The organism is Kitasatospora aureofaciens (assembly GCF_019192735.1).
Classification (GTDB): Bacteria; Actinomycetota; Actinomycetes; order Streptomycetales; family Streptomycetaceae; genus Kitasatospora; species Kitasatospora aureofaciens_A.
In genome coordinates this window covers 106924-125567 of the sequence record NZ_JAHTKP010000022.1, presented here as the reverse complement: position 1 = coordinate 125567, position 18644 = coordinate 106924, and the positions used below count along the sequence as shown (strand labels likewise).

Sequence of the window (18644 nt, the reverse complement as noted above, 5' to 3'; positions counted from 1 at the left end):
CCCCCGCCGCTACCTGCCCGAGGCCAGCATGGAAAGGATCTACCCCGCCGACCCCGGTCGCGACGAACTCCCGCCTACTTCATGACTGTTGGCGCACGACCACTACACCACCTCATGGGACACGACCCTACACTCACCACGCGCAGCCTCTGAACAGGCAAAACGTCGAAGTCCTGCTGGAGTATTAGAGCCTGCTTGCGAGGGTTACCTGACACGTCGTCGGCAGGGTGAAGCAGCTTCTACCCTGGCCGGGTGGAGAGCGGAGCTGGTGAGCGGCGATGCCCTGGCTACGGGGGCCGACTGCCGTCCGGCGCCCGGCCGGAGAGGGTGTTCTGCGACGCTCGGTGCCGGTTGGCGCACTGGCGTCCGTACGGCGCTCGCGCGCCCGGGTAACCGCGATCCGGGAAGACCGCCGTGCGATGTGCCCGGAGTGCGGGACGTCGTGGACGGTGGGGCTGGAGCACCCGGCGGGACGGTGTTCTGCTCGGGGCGGTGCCGGACGAGGGCGTGGCGACACCGGACGGGGCGCGGGGGCGAGGGATTGCCACCGAAGTGACTCCAGCGGATGCGGAGTTGCCGCCTCCGCTCCCGCGCGCCCTTACCGGCCCGTGATCCGGGCCGCCGTTGGCGCCAGCGGCACCGCAGTGCGGCCGCTCTGGTCCGGATGTGGCTCGCGCCCCGGCCCGTCGTGGCGAAGCTCTGTGCCGGGGAAGTGTCGCCGAAGCCTACGAACCGTCAGGCCGAGGATCCACTGTCGATGACCAGGTCGGCGCCCACCACCGCGCCAGCCGCGGGCGAGGCCAGGTAGAGCACCGCGGCCGCCACTTCTTCGGCTTCCGCGACCCGGCCGAGCGGGTTTTCAGTCTTCACTCGCTCGGCACGGTCGGCCTCGGTCTCGCCGGGCCGCAGCGACATGGGAGCCGCGGAGGCGCCGGGGCTGACGGCGTTGATGCGGATGCCCTGGTGGATGTGGTCGAGAGCGGCAGCGCGGGTCAGCGCGGAGACCGCTGCCTTTGAGGTGATGTAAGTGGCGACGTTCGGGATCCGCAGGTGTGCGCCCAGGTTGGAGGAGATATTGACGATGGCGCCGCCACCGTTTCCCTTCATGTGCGCGATCTCGTGCTTCATGGCCAGCCAGACGCCGGTGACATTGGTTCGCAGCACCGCGTCCCAGTCCTCCTCGCTCACCTCGCCGACGGGTCCGGTGCCGCGGAGTATTCCGGCGTTGTTGACCGCGATGTCCAGTCCGCCGAAGCGGGTAACACTCTCGCGTACGAGGTTCCGGAGCTGGCCGGAGTCGGTGACATCGGCGGTGACAGCGGTGGCCGTGCCGCCGGTGGCCTCGATGAGACCGACCGTCTCGTCCAGGGAGGCCGCGGTGCGTCCCGCGGCGACCACGGATGCGCCCTCGGCGGCGAAGGCGAGCGCGATTGCGCGGCCGAGGCCGGAGCCTGCGCCGGTGACGAGGACAGTCTTTCCGGTGAAGCGGTTCATTTCGGTGGCTCCCTTAAGTGATGGATTACTTCGTGCGGTGGTTCAGGAGGGCCACGACAGCGAGAGCGGCCCCTGTTGCGGCCAGCGACGAGGCATCGCTGCCGAGCGTGAGCAGGATCGCGAACAGGACGGTCGGGCCGAATTCCATCGCGGTGTTCAGCACGCCGCCCGCGAGCCCGGCCTGCTGCTGCGACACACCTTCGGTGGCGAGCACGGCGGCTCCCGCGAAGGAGGCCGCCGTGCCGGCCGGCAGCAGCATGAGGCCCGGCAGCAGTCCATACCCGTATGAGATGTGCGCGTCGATCCCGGTGAGCGCGAGGAGGGCGAGCCCGGCCGCACCGGTGCCGAGCCCGGCCGCTGTGACGGTTCGGGCCCCGTACTGGCCGATGAGCGGTCCTGCCGCCCGGCCCGAGGCGATCAGCGCAACAGCGAACGGTACGAACGCCGCCGAGGTCTGCAGCTGTGTCCAGTCGCGCGCCTGTTGGAGCCGGAGCGAGAGGACCACGAAAGTCATCGCGGTTCCGCAAGCGCTCAGTGCGATCGCCGCGAGAGCGAGGACCCGCTGTCGGCCGAGCAGGAAGCTGGGCGGCAGCAGTGGGTCGCGGGTGCGGCGCTCGGCGTACCAGAACGCGACCAGCAGCGCGGCCCCGCAGAGCAGCGGCACGAGCACGCCGCCCGACGACCAGGGGCGGGTATCGGTGACGATGAGCCCGTAACTGGCGAGGGTGATCCCGGCGGTAGCGAGCAGAGCACCCGGCAGGTCGAGAGTCCTGCCCCGGCTCGGCGTGGTGTCCGGCAGCAGCCGGAACGTGAGGGCGAGAGCTGCGAGGGCCACCACGAGCGGCACGGCGAAGGTCCAACGCCAAGACAGCAGCGCTGAGATGACGCCGGAGAGCAGATTGCCCGCGGTCGCGCCGAGTACCGAGAGCCCGCCCCAGGTGGCCATCGCCCTGCCGTACGCGGGTGGGGAGGGGAAGACGGCACGCAGTACGGCCATGGCGGCGGGCGCGATCAGAGCCGCCCCCGCGCCCTGCGCGAAGCGCGCTGCGAGCAGTGTCCCAATGCCGGGAGCGAGCGGGGCGCCAGCCGAGGAGGTGGCGAAGAGGACCAGGCCTGCGGTGAGGGCAAGCCGCCCGCCGTAGCGGTCCGCGAGGCGTCCGCCAAAGAGCAGCAGCCCGGCGAAGGCCAGTCCGTAGGCAGCGCTGAGCAGGATCAAGTCGGCGCGCTCCAGGTCGAATTCGCGCCCGATCAGGGGCAGCGGTATGGCGAGCGCAGCGAGCGTGAAGATCAACGTGGTCTGGACGCCACCGAGGAGGACGAAGGCGTATCGCTGCTGCATAGGGGCGACGCGGGTAGCGCCCGTGGCAGTCATGCCGTCCTCCTGATATTTGACCGATCGGTTCATTATTTGGGCGTGCGGAAGGGAGCCCGGTGGTTTCGGTGGGTGTGAGTCAGTCCAGCAGGGCCAGGGCCTGTTCAGCTGCGTCCCGTACCCGAGTGGGATCGTTCGACGCCTTGCCGACGATCCGTACCCCCTGCAGCAGGACGAGCAGCATGCGGGCCAGCGCACGCGGATCGTGGTCCTCGGGCAGCTCGCCCTGAGCCTGGGCCCGTACGAGCGCAGAGTGCAGCGGGGTCTCGACGTGCTCCCAGCTGATCTCGACCCGGCGGGCCGCCGCAGGGTCGTGAGGGGCCAGCTCAGCTGCGGTATTGGTGACGAAACAGCCGTTCAGCCGGTCTTCCGGGGAGGCGGCCTCTGCGGCGAAGCGGCGCACCACCGCCCGCACCGCAGGCAGTGCGGGGCCCGGCTGGGACAGCTCGACAAGGAGAGCCGGGTCGCGCATCTCGGCATACCGGTCCATGGCCTTGAGATACAGCTCGTGCTTGCTACCAAAGGTCGCGTAGATGCTGGCGCGGCCGATGCCGAGGTGCTCGACGAGGTCCGACATCGACGTCGCTTCGTAGCCGCGCCGCCAGAACAGCTCAAGGGCCGCCTGCAGTGCGGCGTCAGGATCGAATTCCTTGGTCCTGGCCACGTCGAACATCATAGGCTTATCTAGAACGGTTGGTCAAATAAATGTGCCGTGGCCAGACCTGTGAGGGCTCCCAACTTCCCACGCGCTCCAGGATCCGGTACACCGTCGCGCGAGAGACGGAGAATTGTGGGGTCTGGCCCAGGTTGTGTGACGCGGCCACGCAGCGTTGCGCCAGAAGGCCGCCGCTTGCATAGGAGCGGGAAGCTGGGAGTGTCCGAACGGGATGGGGTCCAGTGGCCGGAGGAGCCGGAACGAGCCCGGTCGACGCCACCCTGATCACCCGCGCGCGCTGAGCCGTCACCCGACCGCCCCGACCGAAATCCGGTTGCACCCGCCACGGATCATGACTCCAATGTGGCGGGGCACCACGCGTCGTGGTGCCCTTCACCGGGGGAGGCCACCGCACAAATGGAAATCCGCACCATAACCGACCAGGAGCGCGACCTCTTCGTCGCCACCGCCCACGTCGCATTCGCCCGTTTCCCGGACACCCCGAACGAAGACGGCAGCGGAGTGTTCTGGGCGGCGTACGAAACGGACCGCTGCATGCTCGCCCGGACCGAGGACGGTCGGCCTGTCGGCACCGCCACTGCCTACTCCTTCGAGCTCACCCTCCCCGGCGGGACCATCGTGCCGGCCCCTGGGGTCACCGCGGTCGGCGTCCTGCCCACGCACCGACGCCAGGGTGTACTCACTGCCATGATGCGGCATCAGCTAGCCGCGTTCCGTAGCCGCGGGGAGTTCCTCTCTGTACTGCTGGCCTCCGAGTCCCAGATCTACGGCAGGTTCGGCTACGGCCCGGCCACGTACACTGGCCGGCTGACCGTTCCGCGCCACCGCGCCGCCCTCAGCACCCCCCGGGCGGAAGCCCACACCCCGGAGAGCGGCTCGGTCGAGGTACTGAACCGCGCCGACTGCGGCGAGCTCCTGGAGCAGCTCTACGACCGCTACCGCCGCGCCCAGCCCGGCGCGATCTCCCGCCCGCACCGCTGGTGGGCCCTGGGTGCCGGCATGCCCCCGGTCGCCCCGGCGCCGCGCTACGTGGCTGTCCACCGTGACGCCGGCGACGTCCCGGACGGCTACGCGACCTACTACCTGGACGACGCGGGCACCCTGACCATCGACGAGACGATCGCAACAAACGACACCGCCGCCACCGCTCTGGCCCGGTTCGCCCTCGGCCACGACCTGGTCACCGAGGTCGTCTTCAAGCACGTCCCGCCGGACCACCCGCTGCGCTGGCAGCTGACGGACTTCAACGCCGGCCAGAAGAGCAGCGAGACCGACTGGCTCTGGGTCCGGCTCCTCGACATTCCGCGCGCCCTGACCGCCCGTGGCTGGTTCAGCGATGGCGAGCTCGTCCTCGACGTCACTGACCCCTTCCTCGCCGAGCACGGCCGTTATCTGCTCACTGTCCAGGACGGCAAGGCCGACTGCGTCCCCACGGACCGCGAGCCCGACCTCTCCCTGGACGTCCGCGACCTGGGCGCAATCTACCTCGGAGGCACCACCCCGAGCACCCTCGTCCGCGCCGGCCACATTCACGCCCACCACCCCGACGTGGCGGCTCGCGCCGACATCCTCTTCCGCGCCGAACGCACCCCGCACTGCCTGCACTGGTTCTGACCGCGCGGTTGCAGAGACTGGACCGCGCTGGTCACACAGCGTCAGGCGAGAAGTACTCGCTTGCGTAGGAGCGGGAAGCCCGCCCGTCCGAACATTTGTCGTTTCAGCATCTTGATCCGGTTTACGGCTCCCTCGACGGGGCCGGAGTTCCAGTGGCTGGTGAGCCCGGCCTCGACCGCGTCGTAGTCGCTGTTCAGGCCTGCGGCGAAGCTGCTGATCCCGGACAGGCCAGAGGCCGTGGCCTCGGTGATCCAGTTGGTGAGGTGTTCGCCTTCCAGGACAGACTGCTGACCTGGTCAAACTGGCGCAGACACCACCAGGCCACAGCCCGCCGCAGCCACTACCGACACCGACTCGCAACCGGATAGATCACGAAGTCACACTGGAGTACTAGGAGGCCACCACCTCGATCTCGTGGACCGCGTTCCTGGCACCGGTCGGCGGCTGGACCCGGCCGACGGTGTCGGTTGCGCGGCTGCGGATGCGGTGCGGGCCGGGGGCGAGGTCGTACGGGAGGGCGAAGCGCTGCCACGTGGGGTGCGGGCCGCGCGGTTCCAGGACGGCCGGCTGCCAGGGGCCGTCGTCCACGGCGATCTCCACGGCGACCACCTCCGTGAAGCTCCAGGCACGGCCCGCCAGTTCGCACGCTCCGGCCCGCACCCGCCGGCCGTCGCCCGGGGTGAGCAGCTTGCTGTTCACGTCGATCTCGCGCACCGGGCCGGGCTCGCTCTCGCCCGGCAGGGTGCGGGTGTAGAAGCGGGTGGTGAACATGTGGTCGGGTCGGTCGGCGGCCAGCACGATGCGGGTCAGCCACTTGACCGAGTTGGTGCCGAACATCCGGGGCGCCACCGCGCGCACCGGAAAGCCGTGCCGGGGGAGCAGCGGTTCGCCGTTCATGGTGTGGGCGAGGAGGACCTCGGCGCGGGCCTGCGCCAAGGGGAGGTCCTTGAGGTAGGTCACCTCGCTCTCGCCCGCGAACGTGCCGGTGTCCGCGCCCTCGAACCAGACATGCCGGGCGTCCGGGCGCGGGCCCGCCAGGTCCAGGACGGTGGACAGCGTGACGCCGGACCAGTCCAGGTTGGCGACGGCGCGGGTCGGCACGTCGGGGCGGAAGGGGTTGCCGAAGCACTCGTGGACGGCGGTGAGGCGGGTCTGCGTCAGGGCGCGCAGCGCCGGCAGGTCCAGCCGCAGGGGACGGTCCACCAGGCCCTCGACCGTCAATGTCCAGGCCGAGGCGTCGAGTTCCGGGGGCGCGCCGAGGTGGCTGCGCACGAAGACGTGCTCGACCGGGGTGAGAAAGGCGTCGGGTGCCGTCGGGTCGCCCGAAGGAGTCTTCTCGCTCACTTGTCACATCCGCCTGTCATGATCCGTAGGTTCAGTGACGGACGCTAACGGACGAAGGGGGGAACGCGCGTGCGATTTGGCACCGGCCGAGCAACGTACGTACTGATCCACGGCGTGGCGGTGGACACCCGTGGCTGCCGGAGGGCCCGACGGCGCTGCCCGCGCTCATCGTGCCCCGTCGAGTTCGGCGGCGAAGCCGGCGAGCAGGATGTGCAGGGTCCGGTGGAAGCGGGCCTCCGCGTCGAGGCCGGTGCCGGTGCCGAGGGCCTCCGCCAGCTGGGGGTAGGTCGCCGGGTCGAGCGTCGAGAACTGGCCCGGGTCGGGCTCGGTGCCCTCATGGCCCGGGGTCTCACCGGCCTCGGCCAGGGTGTGGCCGAGCGTGAACGAGACGACGGCGTTGAGCACGTCCAGCGCGTCCCCGAGCGGGACGCCGTCCTCGCGCAGCACGGTGATGCCGCGTTCGAGGAGCGCGAGCGCGGCCGGGGTGGCGGCCGGGCGGGTGGCCAGCACGGTCAGCATCGCCGGGTGGTCGAGCAGCATCCGGCGTAGCGCGACGGCGAACTCGCGCACCACGTCGGTCCATTGGCCGGCGGGCTCGGCGAAGAGGTCGCCGGCCGACAGCTCCAGCAGGCGCTCCACCATGCCGTCGAGCATGGCCGCCTTGCTGGGCACGTAGTAGTAGAGCGTCATGCCCTCGACGCCGAGGGCCGCGCCCAGTTTGCGGTTGGAGAGCGCGGCGAGGCCGTGCTCGTCGACGAAGGCGAGTGCCGCGTCGATGACCTTCTCGCGGGTCAGGCCCGTTCTCGGGCGTGCGCGTCTGCTCGGCATCCGCTGTTCCTCCGACTCCCCATGCTCCCTGTGGGCCCGCGCGCCCGGTGTCCGGACCGTGGCGGTCTTGACATCTCTTGCGGTGTAAGAAAACAATAGCGGACACAGCGTTCTTGCAGTGCAAGAAAACTCTTCGGGAGGAAGTCGTGCAGCTCGTCGGCGTCATGGTTCGCAAGCTCAACGAGGGTGTGGAGTACGGGGAGTTCCGCCGGGGCTGGCTCCCGGACGAGACCCTGCCGGACGACCCGCGCACCCGGGTGATCACCGCACTGGGGCTGGAGGACTCACGGGAGATCATCACCATCGCGCTGATCGAGGGCGACCACGAGCCCGCGGACGTCCAGGCGTGGGCGGAGCGGCTCGCCCCGGTCGAGGAGCGCCGCTACGAGCGGATCAAGGACTTGGTCGGCCCGCCGACCCTGAACGCCGTCTACCGCGTGGTCGCCGAGGATGACCTCTCCCGGCCGATCGCCGGGTAGCCGAGCGACGTCTCATCAGGTCAATCAACCGTCAAGTCTGGTTATTCACAGAATATTCCGGCGTCGCGCGGGGATGATGTGCGGAACATTTACGGACCTTCAAGGTCTTCCCACCGGGATCTTCGGCTGACAGGCTGAGGCCGCCCTTTCATTCCGGAGGAGGTTCCTTGTCCCGTATATCCACGTTGGCCGGAGCGGTCACCGCCGCGCTTGCTCTCGTCACCGGCAGTGCCGTCGCGGCCTCGGCGGCGCCGATCGACCGGACGCCCGGCGCGGCGGCGGCCGAGGCGAAGGTCGACCCCGTCGCCTGGACGCCCTGCAACCCTGATCCGTCAAAGCCGGACCCCGGTATCTATGACTGCGCCGTCTACCCGGTGCCGCTGGACTACGACAACCCGGACGGCGAGAAGGTCGGCATCGCGATGATGCGCCGCCGGGCGAGCGACCCGTCGAAGCGGATCGGCTCGCTGTTCCTCAACCCGGGCGGCCCGGGCGGCAGCGGCTACCTGTGGGCGACCACCACCCGCTTCGGCGACGAGGTGCAGTCGCGCTTCGACCTGATCGGCTTCGACCCGCGCGGTGTGGCCCGGAGCAACCCGCTCAAGTGCTTCAAGACCCAGGAAGAAGCCGACGCCGTCAACAGCCGGGCGGTCGGTGTGCCGGTCACCAAGGCCGAGATCAACGAGACCCTGGACGCCGACCAGGACTACACCGACGCGTGCAGCAAGAACGCCGGCCCGCTGATCGAGCACATGTCGACCATCAACGTGGTCCGCGACCTCGACCGCATGCGCCGTGCCGTGGGTGACGCCCAGCTCACCTTCGCCGGGTTCTCCTACGGCACCCTGATCGGCTCGACGTACGCGAGCATGTACCCGAACAAGGTGCGCGCGATCATCGTCGACGGCAACGTCGACCCGGAGCTGCGCCTCACCGACGGCATGGAGTACGACCGCCAGCGGGCCGGCGGCTTCGAGCTCGCGCTGGACGAGTTCCTCAAGCGCTGCCAGACCGCCGGCGCCCCGCGCTGCGCCTTCGGCGAGGGCGACACCCGGGCCAAGTTCGACGGGCTCCGCGACCACCTGCGGACCAGCCCGGTCACCCTGCCCGACGGCTCCAAGGTGACGCTGAGCACCTTCACCGGCCAGGTCGCCAACGCGCTGTACTCGCAGTCCAGGCTGGCCGGCCTGGCCAAGCAGCTGCAGGCGCTGTACCAGGTCGTCCAGCAGCCGAGCGCGCCCACGCTGATGGCCCCGAAGGCGACGGCTGCGGACGACGCCAGTCAGCTCGCGGTGCGCGTCCCGCGGGCGCTGCGCGAGGCCCCGGCGGACTCGCCGTACACCGGTGACGACTCCTACCTGGCCGTCAACTGCCAGGACAAGCCGTACCCGTCGAACGACCGGGCCTTCGCGAACGCCGCCCGGAAGTGGGAGAAGGAGGCCCCGACCTTCGGCCGGTACCAGGCCTTCGACGCGCCCGCGTGCGCGAGCTGGCCGGCCCCGGCGGTCGACGCCGAGCGCTACGCCGGCCCGTGGAACAAGAAGAGCGCGAACACCGTGATGGTGATCGGCAACCTCTACGACCCGGCCACCCAGTACAAGTTCGCGCAGCGGATGCAGCAGGAGCTGGGCAACGCCGTGCTGGTCAGCGTCGACTCGATCGAGCACTGCGCGGTCGGCCGCAGCAAGGCCCTGAACGAGCTGGTCACCCGCTACCTGGTGGACCAGAGGCCGCCGCAGGCCGGGCAGTTGCTGAAGCCCGACCTGGACCCGTTCCCGGCGGTCTGACAGCCCGGTATCCGATCTCTGGGGATGTGGTGGTCGGCGTTTGCCGGCCACCACATCTTTGGTTTCAGGAAAATGAGTGACTGTCACACTAATTCGTAAACGGATTCCTTGTTTTCAGGGCCCGTGTTAGCGTGCCGACGCCAGCTTCTCGATGCGGGAAAGTGAGGGTCGGTCATGCGTGGAGAGTTCTCGCGTGAGGCAGTGGGGGATATCCGCGAGCTGCCCAAGGGGCGGTCCGTCGGGCCGGACGATCCCCGCTACCGGACGCTCAGCCAGGGCTTCAACCAGCGCTGGAGCAGTACCCCGGCGTACATCCGCCTGGTGGGCAACGAGGCCGACGCGGTGGTCGAGTTGAACCGGGCGCTCGACCAGGGGCTGCGGCCGACGGTCCGGGGCGGCGGGCACTGCTACGAGGGGTTCGTCGACAACGACGGGGGCGTCATCCTCGACCTCAGCACCATGCGCGGCGTCGAGGCCTCGACCGACAAGTTCGGCAAGGAGACGTACTGCGTGGAGGGCGGCGCCACCAACTGGGACGTCTACACCGGGCTGTTCCGTGAGTACGCCCGCACCGTGCCCGCTGGCTCCTGCTACTCGGTCGGCGCGGGCGGGCACATCTGCGGCGGCGGGTACGGGCTGCTGTCCCGGCGGGACGGGCTGACGGTCGACCACCTGGTCCAGGTCGACGTGGTCACCGTCCGGGGCGGCACCGCCGTGGTGACGAAGGCCCACCGGGACGACCCGAAGGGCTCGCCCGAGCGGGACCTCTTCTGGGCCCACACCGGGGGTGGCGGCGGGAACTTCGGGGTCGTGCTGCGCTACCACTTCGCGTCAGGCATCCCGAAGCCGCCGCCCCGGGTCTGGGTCAGCAGCATCGCCTGGTCCTGGGACGACCTCATCGAGCGGCCCTCGGACTTCGAGACGCTGCTCAAGAACTACGGCGCCTTCCTGGCGGCGCACAGCGGGGTCGAAGAACCCGTCTACCAGGGCCTGTTCACCCTCCTCAAGCTCACCCACCGCTCCAACGGGAACGTCGTCCTGGTGAGCCAGTGGGACGGTGACGACCCCGGACCGCTGGAGGACTTCGTGGCGGCCATCGAGGACGGGATGGCGACCCGGGCGACCGTCCAGACCCACAGCGCCGGCGGGCTGTTCCTGGCCTACCCGGAGAAGCACCGGCAGATGCCGTGGTTCCAGGCCACCATGACGCTCAACGGCTCGGGCGACAACCAGCGCGGCAAGTACAAGTCGGCCTACCACCGAACGCCCTTCAGCCAGGTCCAGATCGACGCCTTCTGGGACTGGCTGTCGCAGGACGTGGAAGGTGTCGACCTGAAGCAGACCCTGGTCCAGATCGACTCCTACGGCTGCCGGATCAACGCCCGTAAGCCCGAGGACACTGCCATCCCGCAGCGCGACTCGATCATGAAGCTCCAGTACCAGACGTACTGGACGGACGAGTCGCAGGACACCGACCACCTCGAATTCCTCAGCGGGCTGTACCAGGACGTCTACCAGGAGACCGGGGGCGTGCCCGAGATCGACACCGACACCGACGGCGCCTACGTCAACTACCCGGACGTCGACCTGGGCACGGCGGACCAGAAGAACCCGGCCTACCCGCGGCTGTACTACAAGGGGAACTACGCGCGGCTGCAGAGCACCAAGAAGTACTGGGACGAGAAGGGGGTGTTCCGCCACGCGCAGTCGATCATCCTGCCGAAGGGCTGACTGGTTGGGCTGACTGGTTGGGCTGACGTTAGGGCCGATCGGCTAAGGGGCCACGGCCGGTTCCGGCCCGACGATCCGTCCGTCGCGGAGTTCGATCACGCGGTCGGCCAGCTCCATCAGCGTCGGGTCGTGGGTGGCGACCAGGACGGTGACGCCCTCGCTGCGGACGACGGCGCGAAGGAGCTGCATGATCGCGCGGCCGGTCTCCGAGTCGAGCTGGCCGGTCGGCTCGTCGGCGATGATCAGGCCGGGCTCGTTGGCGAGGGCGCGCGCGATGGCGACGCGCTGCTGCTGCCCGCCGGAGAGCTCGCCGGGGCGCTGGTTGGCGTGGTCTGCGAGGCCGACCAGGGCCAGCAGCGTGCGGGCGCGCTCCTCGCGCTCGGCGGCGGCTACCTTGCGCAGCCGCATCGGCACGCCGACGTTCTCGGCGGCGGTGAGCATCGGGATGAGGCCGAAGGACTGGAAGACGAACCCGATCCGCTCCCGGCGGAGGGCGAGCCGGCCGTCCTCGTCGAGGCTGCCGAGGTCGGTGCCGTCGAGGGCGATGGTGCCGGCGGTCGGCGCGTCCAGGCCGCCGACCAGGTTGAGCAGCGTGGTCTTGCCCGAGCCCGATCGCCCCTTGAGCGCGGCGAGTTCGCCGCATCCGACCTCGAACGAGACGCCGCGCAGGGCGTGCACGGTCCGCTCGCCGGTGCCGAAGCTGCGCTGGAGATCGGTCACGGCCACCATCGGTGCGGCGGCGGTGACGGCCGGTTGCTGCGTCATACGGCGTCCCCCTTGGTATCTGTTCCGGTGAATCCGCACAGGAGTTGAACCCGCTGTTGAACCCGTGCGTGCGACTCGCCCGTTAATGCCCCGCGCCCACCGAAACGGCTGAATTGGTGAAGTGTGCATGGCGTACTGACGATGTGCCACCACCCGGACACGGTCGATGCGCGCGGGCAATGCAAGGAATTTGCTCATTACTTACCTGATTCGCGCAAGTCCCTTCCGTTCCTGGATCGAATCTGACAGCATCGTCCGCTATCCGGTGATCAAGCGCTGGGGATCACCACATCGGTGTGCCCAAGACGTGTCCATCCGTGGCCGACCCGTGCCCGGATCGGGTCGACGGGCGGTATCTGGGACCGTACCGGGGGAGGAACTCGATGCTCGGCTTCGTCGTGCGCCGACTGCGCGGGCGACTTCCGCTGGCCGGCGCCGTCCTGCTCACGGTCCTGATCACGACGGCCGTGCTCACGGCGCTGGTCGCGTTCAACCGGAGCGTCGGCGAGGCCGGCCTGCGGCAGGCGCTCCAGGGCTCCGGGCACGCCCGGACCACGGTCCTGGTCACCGCCCAGCACGGCCTGGAGAAGCAGGCGAAGGACGAGCCCGCGCTCGCCGCGTACCGGTCCCGCCTCTTCGGCGACCTGCCCGTGCAGACCCGGAGCCTGATCCGCAGCCGCTCCTACGGTCTGCCGGGCGGCGCCGTCGACGGCGGCCCCGGCGGCCCGGGGGGCACCGCAAAGCCCGACCTCACGGTCCTCGCCGACCTCGACCGCACGCGCGTCCGCCTCCTCGCCGGCGCCTGGCCCGCCGCCGCGTCCGGCCCTGCCCAGTCCGCGGCCCCGCAGTCCGCCGCCGCGCAGTCCCCGGCCCCACAGTCCGCCGCACCGCAGGCCGCCGTCCCGCAGACCACGCTGGCCCGCCTCGGCCTCACCGCCGAGGCGCTGCCCGCCGACGTCAAGCTGGACGACCGCTACGGCGGCGCCCCGCAGACCGTCCGCATCACCGGCGTCTACCGCGCCGTCGACCCGGCCGACGCGTACTGGCGGCTCGACCCGGTCGGCGGTCACGAAGTCGGAACCGGCGGCTTCACCACTTACGGCCCGATGCTGGTCGACGAGAGCGCGTTCACCGCCGCCGGACTGCCGCAGGACAGCCGCGCCTGGCTGCTCGACGCCGACTTCGCCGGCGTCGACGAGGCCGCCGCGAACGCCATCGGCGACCGCTCCCAGGCCCTCGCCGTCGAGCTGCGAAGCAGTGCCGGACTCCAGGCGACCACCGAACTGCCGGACATGATGCGTGAGTTGGCCTCCAGCATGCTGGTCGCCCGGTCCACCCTGCTGATCGGCGCCCTGCAGCTGAGCGTCCTCGCCGCCGCGGCCCTGCTGCTCGTCGTCCACCTGATCGCCGGTCGGCAGGAGACCGAGAACGAGCTGCTCGCCGCCCGAGGCGCCTCCGGAGCCAGGCTCGGGTCGTTCACCGCCGTCGAGTCGCTGCTGCTCGCCCTCCCCGCCGCCCTGCTCGCGCCGCTGCTGACGCCGTATCTGGTCCGCGTCCTGGCCGGCCTCGGCCGCTCCCGGCGGGTGACCCTCGACACCGGCATCAGCTGGACCCTGTGGCCGGTCGCCGCCGCGTGCGCCCTCGCCTGCATCCTGCTCGCCACCGTCCCCAGCCTGCTGCGCGGCGCCGGCGCCGCCCTGCGCGCCCGCACCGGCCGCCGCCAGGCGCTGGTCGCCGGGGTCGCCCGCAACGGCGGCGACCTCGCCATACTCGCCCTGGCCGCCCTCGCGTACCAGCAACTCACCCAGTACGGCAGCGGGCTGTCGGCCGACTCCTCCGGGCAGCTCGGCGTCGACCTGCTCCTGGTCGCCGCCCCGACCCTGGCACTGTGCGCGGGCACCCTGGTCGTGCTGCGCCTGCTGCCGCTCGTCGCGCGCCTCGGCGCCCGGATCGCCGCGCGCGGCCGAGGTCTGGGCCCGGCGCTGGTCGGCTGGCAGCTGGCCCGCCGGCCCGCCCGCGCCACCGGGCCCGTGCTGCTGCTCGTGATGGCGGTGGCCACCGGCGTCCTGGCGCTCGGCCAGCACGCCACCTGGACCGCCTCCCAGCGCGACCAGGCCGCCTTCGCCACGGCCGGCGGCCTGCGCATCTCCGGCGCGCAGACCTCCCTGATGGGCCAGGGCGGCCACTACGGCTCGCTGCCCGGCGGCGACCGGCTGGTCCCGGTCGTCCGCGAGGAGCAGTCGCTGCCCAATGGCACGGGCCAGCTCCTCGCCGTGGACAGCGCCGCCTTCGCCGAGCGCGTCCCGGTCCGCCCCGACCTGCTCGCCGGGCACTCCCGCCAGGAGCTGTTCACCCCGCTCGCCCAGCCCGCGCCCACCGGGCCGCAGGCCGGGATCCCGCTGCCCGGCCGGCCGTTGCGCATCGACGCCGAGATCTCCGTGAGCCAGCACGACGAGGAGGCCCCGCTGCCCAACGGGATGCTCCCGGCCCCGGTCCGCCCCGAGGCCAGGCTGCTGCTGCGCGACCGGTTCGGGTTCACGCACAAGGCCCCGCTCTCGGTGCTGCCGTTCAACGGCGACGTCCGCGCGTCGGCCGCCCTGAGCACGCTGGTGGACGCCCCGATCGGCTCGGTCGCGGCGCCGCTGACCCTGGTCGGCGTGATCGTCTCCTTCGGCGACCGCACCGACGGCGAGCTGACGATCCACCGCCTGTCCGTCTCGGACACCGCCGACGGCCCCGCGGCGCCCGTCCCGGTGCCGGCGGGCTTCGGCTGGGGCACGACCGTGCCCGACGTCGTCGCCAGGTCCGGGTCGAAGCCCGGCCCGGCGGCCGAACTCGGCGCCGAACCGGTCGATGCCACCCGCCTGTTCACCCTCCGCTACCGCTTCGCGAACGGCCGGGGCGATGCCCTGCGCGCCACCCTCGGACCGGCCGGGGCCACCGCCCCCAAGGACCTGACCGGCGTCGCCACCCACGACTACCTGAAGGCCGTCGGCGCCAAGGTCGGCGACACCGTCAGTGTGCCGTTCGCCGGGATCGTCCTCCCGGTCCGGGTCACGGCCGTCGTCGACGCCCTGCCGGTCGTCGGCACCAGCGCCCTCGCCGTCGACCTCGCCACCACCTCCCGCCTGCTCGCCGCTCAGGGCAGGGACCTGGCCGGCCACGTCGAATGGTGGCTGCCCGCCACCGGTCCGGACGACCGGACCCCCGCCGAGGCCGCCGCCGCCCTGCGCGCCGCACCCGGAGTCCAGACCGTCCAGCTGTACGACGACACCGTCGGTGACCTCCTCGGCGACCCGGTCGGCGCCGCCCCGCAGAGCGCCCTGATCGCCATCGCGTTCGTCACCGCCGTCCTCGCCGCGATCGGCTTCGCCGCCGCCGTGGCCGGCTCCGCCCGCGAGCGCTCCCGGGACTCCGCGCTGCTGCTCGCCCTGGGCACCCCGCGCCGGCAGGTGATGCGCACCGCCGCCGCCGAACAGGCCGTGCTGGTCGGCCTCGGCGGGGCCGTCGGCCTCGGCCTCGGCACGCTGCTCGTCCACCTCATCGTGCCCCTGGTGGTGCTCACCCCCGCCGCCCGCCGCCCGATGCCCGAGGCGCTGATCGAGCTGCCGGCCGGCCAGGCCCTCCTGCTCGCCGCCGCCATCGCCGTCGTCCCCCTGCTGTCGGCCTTCCTCACCGGACGCCGCCGTCGAGACGTGGCCGCCCGGCTGCGCCACGTGGAGGAGATGTGACCGCCAAGGCCGGCACCACCGTGCCCCGCCCCCGGACCGACCACCGCCCCGCGCCGTGGGTGCGGACCCGCCTGCGCGCGACGCCGCTGGCCGCGCTGCTCATGGCGGCGCTCGCGTTCGGCACCGTCTTCCTGGCGGCGGCCTTCCCGCGCGCCGTCGACCGCGGCGCGGACGACGCGCTGCGCCGGTTCCTGCACGACCGCGGCATCCCGGCGACCAGCCTGGTCGCCACGGCCCCGCCGCAGCGTGACGAGAACGCCGACTCGCTCGACTCCGTGAAGGGGAAGCTGACGGCCCGGATCGGCCGGGACCTGCCGCTCGCCCCGTCCGGCCCGGTCTTCGGCATGAGTGCCAACCACTCCCGCCCGATGCTCAACCCCGGCCTGGCCCGCCTGAGCGAATCACCGCCCAAGCTCGGCGCGCTGTACCTGCACGGCTTCGCCGACCACGCGACGCTGACCGACGGCGCCTGGCCGGGCCCGGCGGCCCCCGGCGAACCGCTGCCGATCGCGATCAGCAAGTCCGCCGCCGAGACCATCGGCATCAGGCTCGGCGACGTCCTCGACAACGGTGAGGAGGTGAAAGGCCCCCTCCGCACCAAGGTGGTCGGCCTCTACCGCGCCAACGACCCCGACGATCCGTACTGGAGCGACCTGCCCTGCCCGACCCACGCGTGCGTGGAGGGACTGCTGTGGAAGACCAGCGGCATCGCCGACGGAACGGCCCTGGACGCGCTCTTCGCCTGGGGCAACGGCGCCAGTGACTTCTGGCGGATGCCCCTCGACACCGGTGCGCCGCGCGCCGACCGACTCGGCGAGATCCGCGACGCCGTCGGCTCCTACATGGCGGGCCCCGGCGCCACCGCGCTCCAACGCGACACCGGCCGGGCCAAGCTGACCGTCAACTCCTCCCTGCCCGGCGTCTTCACCCGGGCCACCGCCCGGTACGAGGCCGCGGCACCGCTCGCCGCGATCGGCCCGGCCGGTGTGGCCGGCGTCGCCACCGTGGTGCTCTGTCTGGCCGCCGCCCTCGTCACCGACCGGCGCACCGCCGAGCTGCGGCTGCTCCAGGCCCGCGGCGGCTCCCGCGGCGGCGTGCTGCTGCGCCTGCTCGGCGAGGGCGCGGTGACCGTCCTGCCCGCCGCCGTGCTCGCCACCACCCTCGCCCTGGTGCTGCTGCCCACCCCCCGCTGGGGCGGGGCCGTGCTCGCCGCCGCCGTGACCGCCCTGCTCGCCCTGCTGGCCTCCCCGGCCCGGGCCGCGCTGCTCTGGTCCGCGCCGCGCGCCCCGGGCGGGCGGCGCCGCGTCGTCGGCGAACTCCTCGTCCTGGTGCTCACGGCCGCCGCCGTGGCGGAGGTCCGCCGACGCGGCGTCGCCCCCGCCGGCACCGGCGTGGACCCGCTGCTGGTCGCTGCCCCGCTGCTGCTCGCGCTCTCCGGTGGCGTCCTGTTGGCCCGGATCCAGCCGATCGCGGTCGGCTGGCTTGCCGCCCTCGCCGGACGCGGGCGCGGCCTGGTCGGCTTCCTCGGCCTGGCCCGCGCCGCCCGCGACACTTCGGGCCGCCGCCGGCCCTCCGTGCTCCCGCTGCTGGCCCTGCTGATCGCCGTCACCACCGCCGGCTTCGGGGCCACCGTCCTCAGCGACGTGGACGGCGTCCGGACGGGCGCCGCGCGGGTCGCAGTCGGGGGCGACGTCTCGCTCGCCCTCCCTCCCGACGCCACCCTGCCGGATGCGTTCGCCCCGGCCGCCGCCGCGCTGCCGGGCGTCCGCGCCGCCACCGGGGTTTGGACCGAGACGCAGACCTTCCTCATCGGCACCGACATCGACTCCACACGGGTCACCCTCGTGGTCGTGGACCCGACGGCCTACGCCGAGATCGCCCGCACCGTCGGGGTCGGCGAGTTCGACCCGGCCGTGCTGGCCGGCACCCCCGGCGGCCCCGACACCCCGGTGCCCGCCCTGGTCAGCAGCGCGCTCGGCCAGAAGCTGTCCGGCCGGCCGTACCGGCTGCGCACCCCCAGCGGCGGCGAACTGCTGACGACCCCGGCCGGGCGCGTCGACGCCACCCCCGCCCTCCCGGACTCCCTGCAGCCGTTCCTCGTCCTGCCGGCCGGCCCGGCCGCCGCGCGGCTCCCCGAACTCAAGCGGCTCAACGGCTGGTTCGGCGTCGGCGACATCAACGCCGCGCAGTTCGCCGACCTGGTCCGGGACCGGGGCGTCACCAGCGCCGTCGGCCTCGCCAAGGTGATCCGGGAGGCGGCCCAGACCGAGAACCGGGACCCGAACGCGCTGCCCGGCGGCTACACCGTGCGCACCAGCGCCAAGGTGGCCGCCGACCTCGCCGCCGACCCGCTCCAGCGCTCGGCCGGGCGGCTGTTCTGGTCCTCGGTCGGCGCCGCCGCCGGATTCGCCCTGCTCGCCGTCCTGTTGACGCTCTTCCGGGCCGCCCCCGACCGCGCGGCGGTGCTCGCCCGGCTGCGCACCATGGGCCTGCGGCCCCGGCAGGGGCTCGCGCTCATCGTCGCCGAGGCCCTGCCGCAGACCCTGGCCGCGGCCCTCGGCGGCGCCCTGGTCGCGCTCGCGGCGGTCGGCCTGCTCGGCCCCGCGTTCGACCTGTCGGCGCTGGTCGGCGTCCACGTCGGGGACCAGCTGACGCCCGACCTGCTGCCGGTGCTGCTGCCCACGGCCGGGTTGACGCTCGTGGTCTGCGCGGGCGTGGTGGTGGAGACTGTCGTCTCCGGGCGGCGCCAGATCGCCGCCGAACTGCGGGCGGGGGACCAGCGATGAACCTGACCGCTGTTGTGACCGATGTTGTGACCGAGAT

The 18644-nt window shown here is 72.0% G+C and carries 12 protein-coding genes and 1 pseudogene; 6 read left to right on the top strand and 7 right to left on the bottom strand.

Annotated elements, in window-relative coordinates; all coding sequences use genetic code 11:
* Nucleotides 1-735: 735 nt before the first annotated feature.
* The 3 genes from KV557_RS22250 to KV557_RS22240 form a co-directional block, all read right to left on the bottom strand.
* The gene (locus KV557_RS22250; RefSeq protein WP_218202920.1) at nucleotides 736-1494 is read right to left on the bottom strand and encodes an SDR family NAD(P)-dependent oxidoreductase; all 759 of its coding nucleotides are present in this window, start codon (nucleotides 1492-1494) and stop codon (nucleotides 736-738) included.
* 25 nt (nucleotides 1495-1519) lie between these two features.
* The gene (locus KV557_RS22245; RefSeq protein ID WP_218202917.1) at nucleotides 1520-2866 is read right to left on the bottom strand and encodes an MFS transporter; all 1347 of its coding nucleotides are present in this window, start codon (nucleotides 2864-2866) and stop codon (nucleotides 1520-1522) included.
* A gap of 79 nt (nucleotides 2867-2945) precedes the next feature.
* Nucleotides 2946-3530 (bottom strand): TetR/AcrR family transcriptional regulator, encoded by a 585-nt coding sequence (locus tag KV557_RS22240; protein ID WP_218202914.1) that lies wholly within the window; start codon nucleotides 3528-3530, stop codon nucleotides 2946-2948.
* A 408-nt stretch (nucleotides 3531-3938) separates the two neighbouring features.
* Between KV557_RS22240 and KV557_RS22235 the strand changes: the two genes are divergently transcribed.
* A complete protein-coding gene (locus tag KV557_RS22235; protein WP_218202912.1) occupies nucleotides 3939-5156 on the top strand; it encodes a GNAT family N-acetyltransferase in 1218 nt (405 codons plus the stop codon).
* 41 nt (nucleotides 5157-5197) lie between these two features.
* Here KV557_RS22235 and KV557_RS22230 read toward each other — a convergent pair.
* The 3 genes and pseudogenes from KV557_RS22230 to KV557_RS22220 form a co-directional block, all read right to left on the bottom strand.
* Nucleotides 5198-5428: pseudogene (locus KV557_RS22230) on the bottom strand (transposase); the annotation flags it as partial.
* 118 nt (nucleotides 5429-5546) lie between these two features.
* On the bottom strand, nucleotides 5547-6500 hold the full coding sequence (locus KV557_RS22225) for a molybdopterin-dependent oxidoreductase (RefSeq protein WP_218202910.1): 954 nt from the start codon (nucleotides 6498-6500) through the stop codon (nucleotides 5547-5549).
* A 165-nt stretch (nucleotides 6501-6665) separates the two neighbouring features.
* Complete coding sequence (locus KV557_RS22220; RefSeq protein ID WP_218202909.1) at nucleotides 6666-7328, bottom strand: TetR/AcrR family transcriptional regulator C-terminal domain-containing protein; 663 nt, start codon at nucleotides 7326-7328, stop codon at nucleotides 6666-6668.
* A gap of 146 nt (nucleotides 7329-7474) precedes the next feature.
* Between KV557_RS22220 and KV557_RS22215 the strand changes: the two genes are divergently transcribed.
* The 3 genes from KV557_RS22215 to KV557_RS22205 all read left to right on the top strand — a co-directional run bounded on the left by KV557_RS22215 (nucleotide 7475) and on the right by KV557_RS22205 (nucleotide 11325).
* On the top strand, nucleotides 7475-7807 hold the full coding sequence (locus KV557_RS22215; protein ID WP_218202906.1) for a hypothetical protein: 333 nt from the start codon (nucleotides 7475-7477) through the stop codon (nucleotides 7805-7807).
* Nucleotides 7808-7974: 167 nt separating this feature from the next.
* Nucleotides 7975-9594, top strand: a complete 1620-nt coding sequence (locus KV557_RS22210) for an alpha/beta hydrolase (RefSeq protein ID WP_218202904.1) — start codon at nucleotides 7975-7977, stop codon at nucleotides 9592-9594.
* A gap of 174 nt (nucleotides 9595-9768) precedes the next feature.
* Nucleotides 9769-11325: an FAD-dependent oxidoreductase gene (locus KV557_RS22205; protein WP_218202901.1), complete on the top strand. Its 1557-nt coding sequence runs from the start codon at nucleotides 9769-9771 to the stop codon at nucleotides 11323-11325.
* 42 nt (nucleotides 11326-11367) lie between these two features.
* On the opposite strand, the gene KV557_RS22200 is transcribed toward KV557_RS22205, so the two are convergent.
* Entirely contained in the window at nucleotides 11368-12090 is a 723-nt protein-coding gene (locus KV557_RS22200) for an ABC transporter ATP-binding protein (RefSeq protein ID WP_218202900.1), read from the bottom strand.
* Between the two features lie 383 nt (nucleotides 12091-12473).
* Here KV557_RS22200 and KV557_RS22195 point away from each other — a divergent pair, with 383 nt between their 5' ends.
* Nucleotides 12474-15821 carry an FtsX-like permease family protein gene (locus tag KV557_RS22195; protein WP_218202898.1) on the top strand — a complete coding sequence of 1116 codons (3348 nt, stop codon included), beginning with the start codon at nucleotides 12474-12476 and terminating at the stop codon, nucleotides 15819-15821.
* Nucleotides 15818-18607: a hypothetical protein gene (locus KV557_RS22190; protein ID WP_218202896.1), complete on the top strand. Its 2790-nt coding sequence runs from the start codon at nucleotides 15818-15820 to the stop codon at nucleotides 18605-18607. The genes KV557_RS22195 and KV557_RS22190 overlap by 4 nt, the downstream gene beginning before the upstream one ends.
* Nucleotides 18608-18644 lie beyond the last annotated feature (37 nt).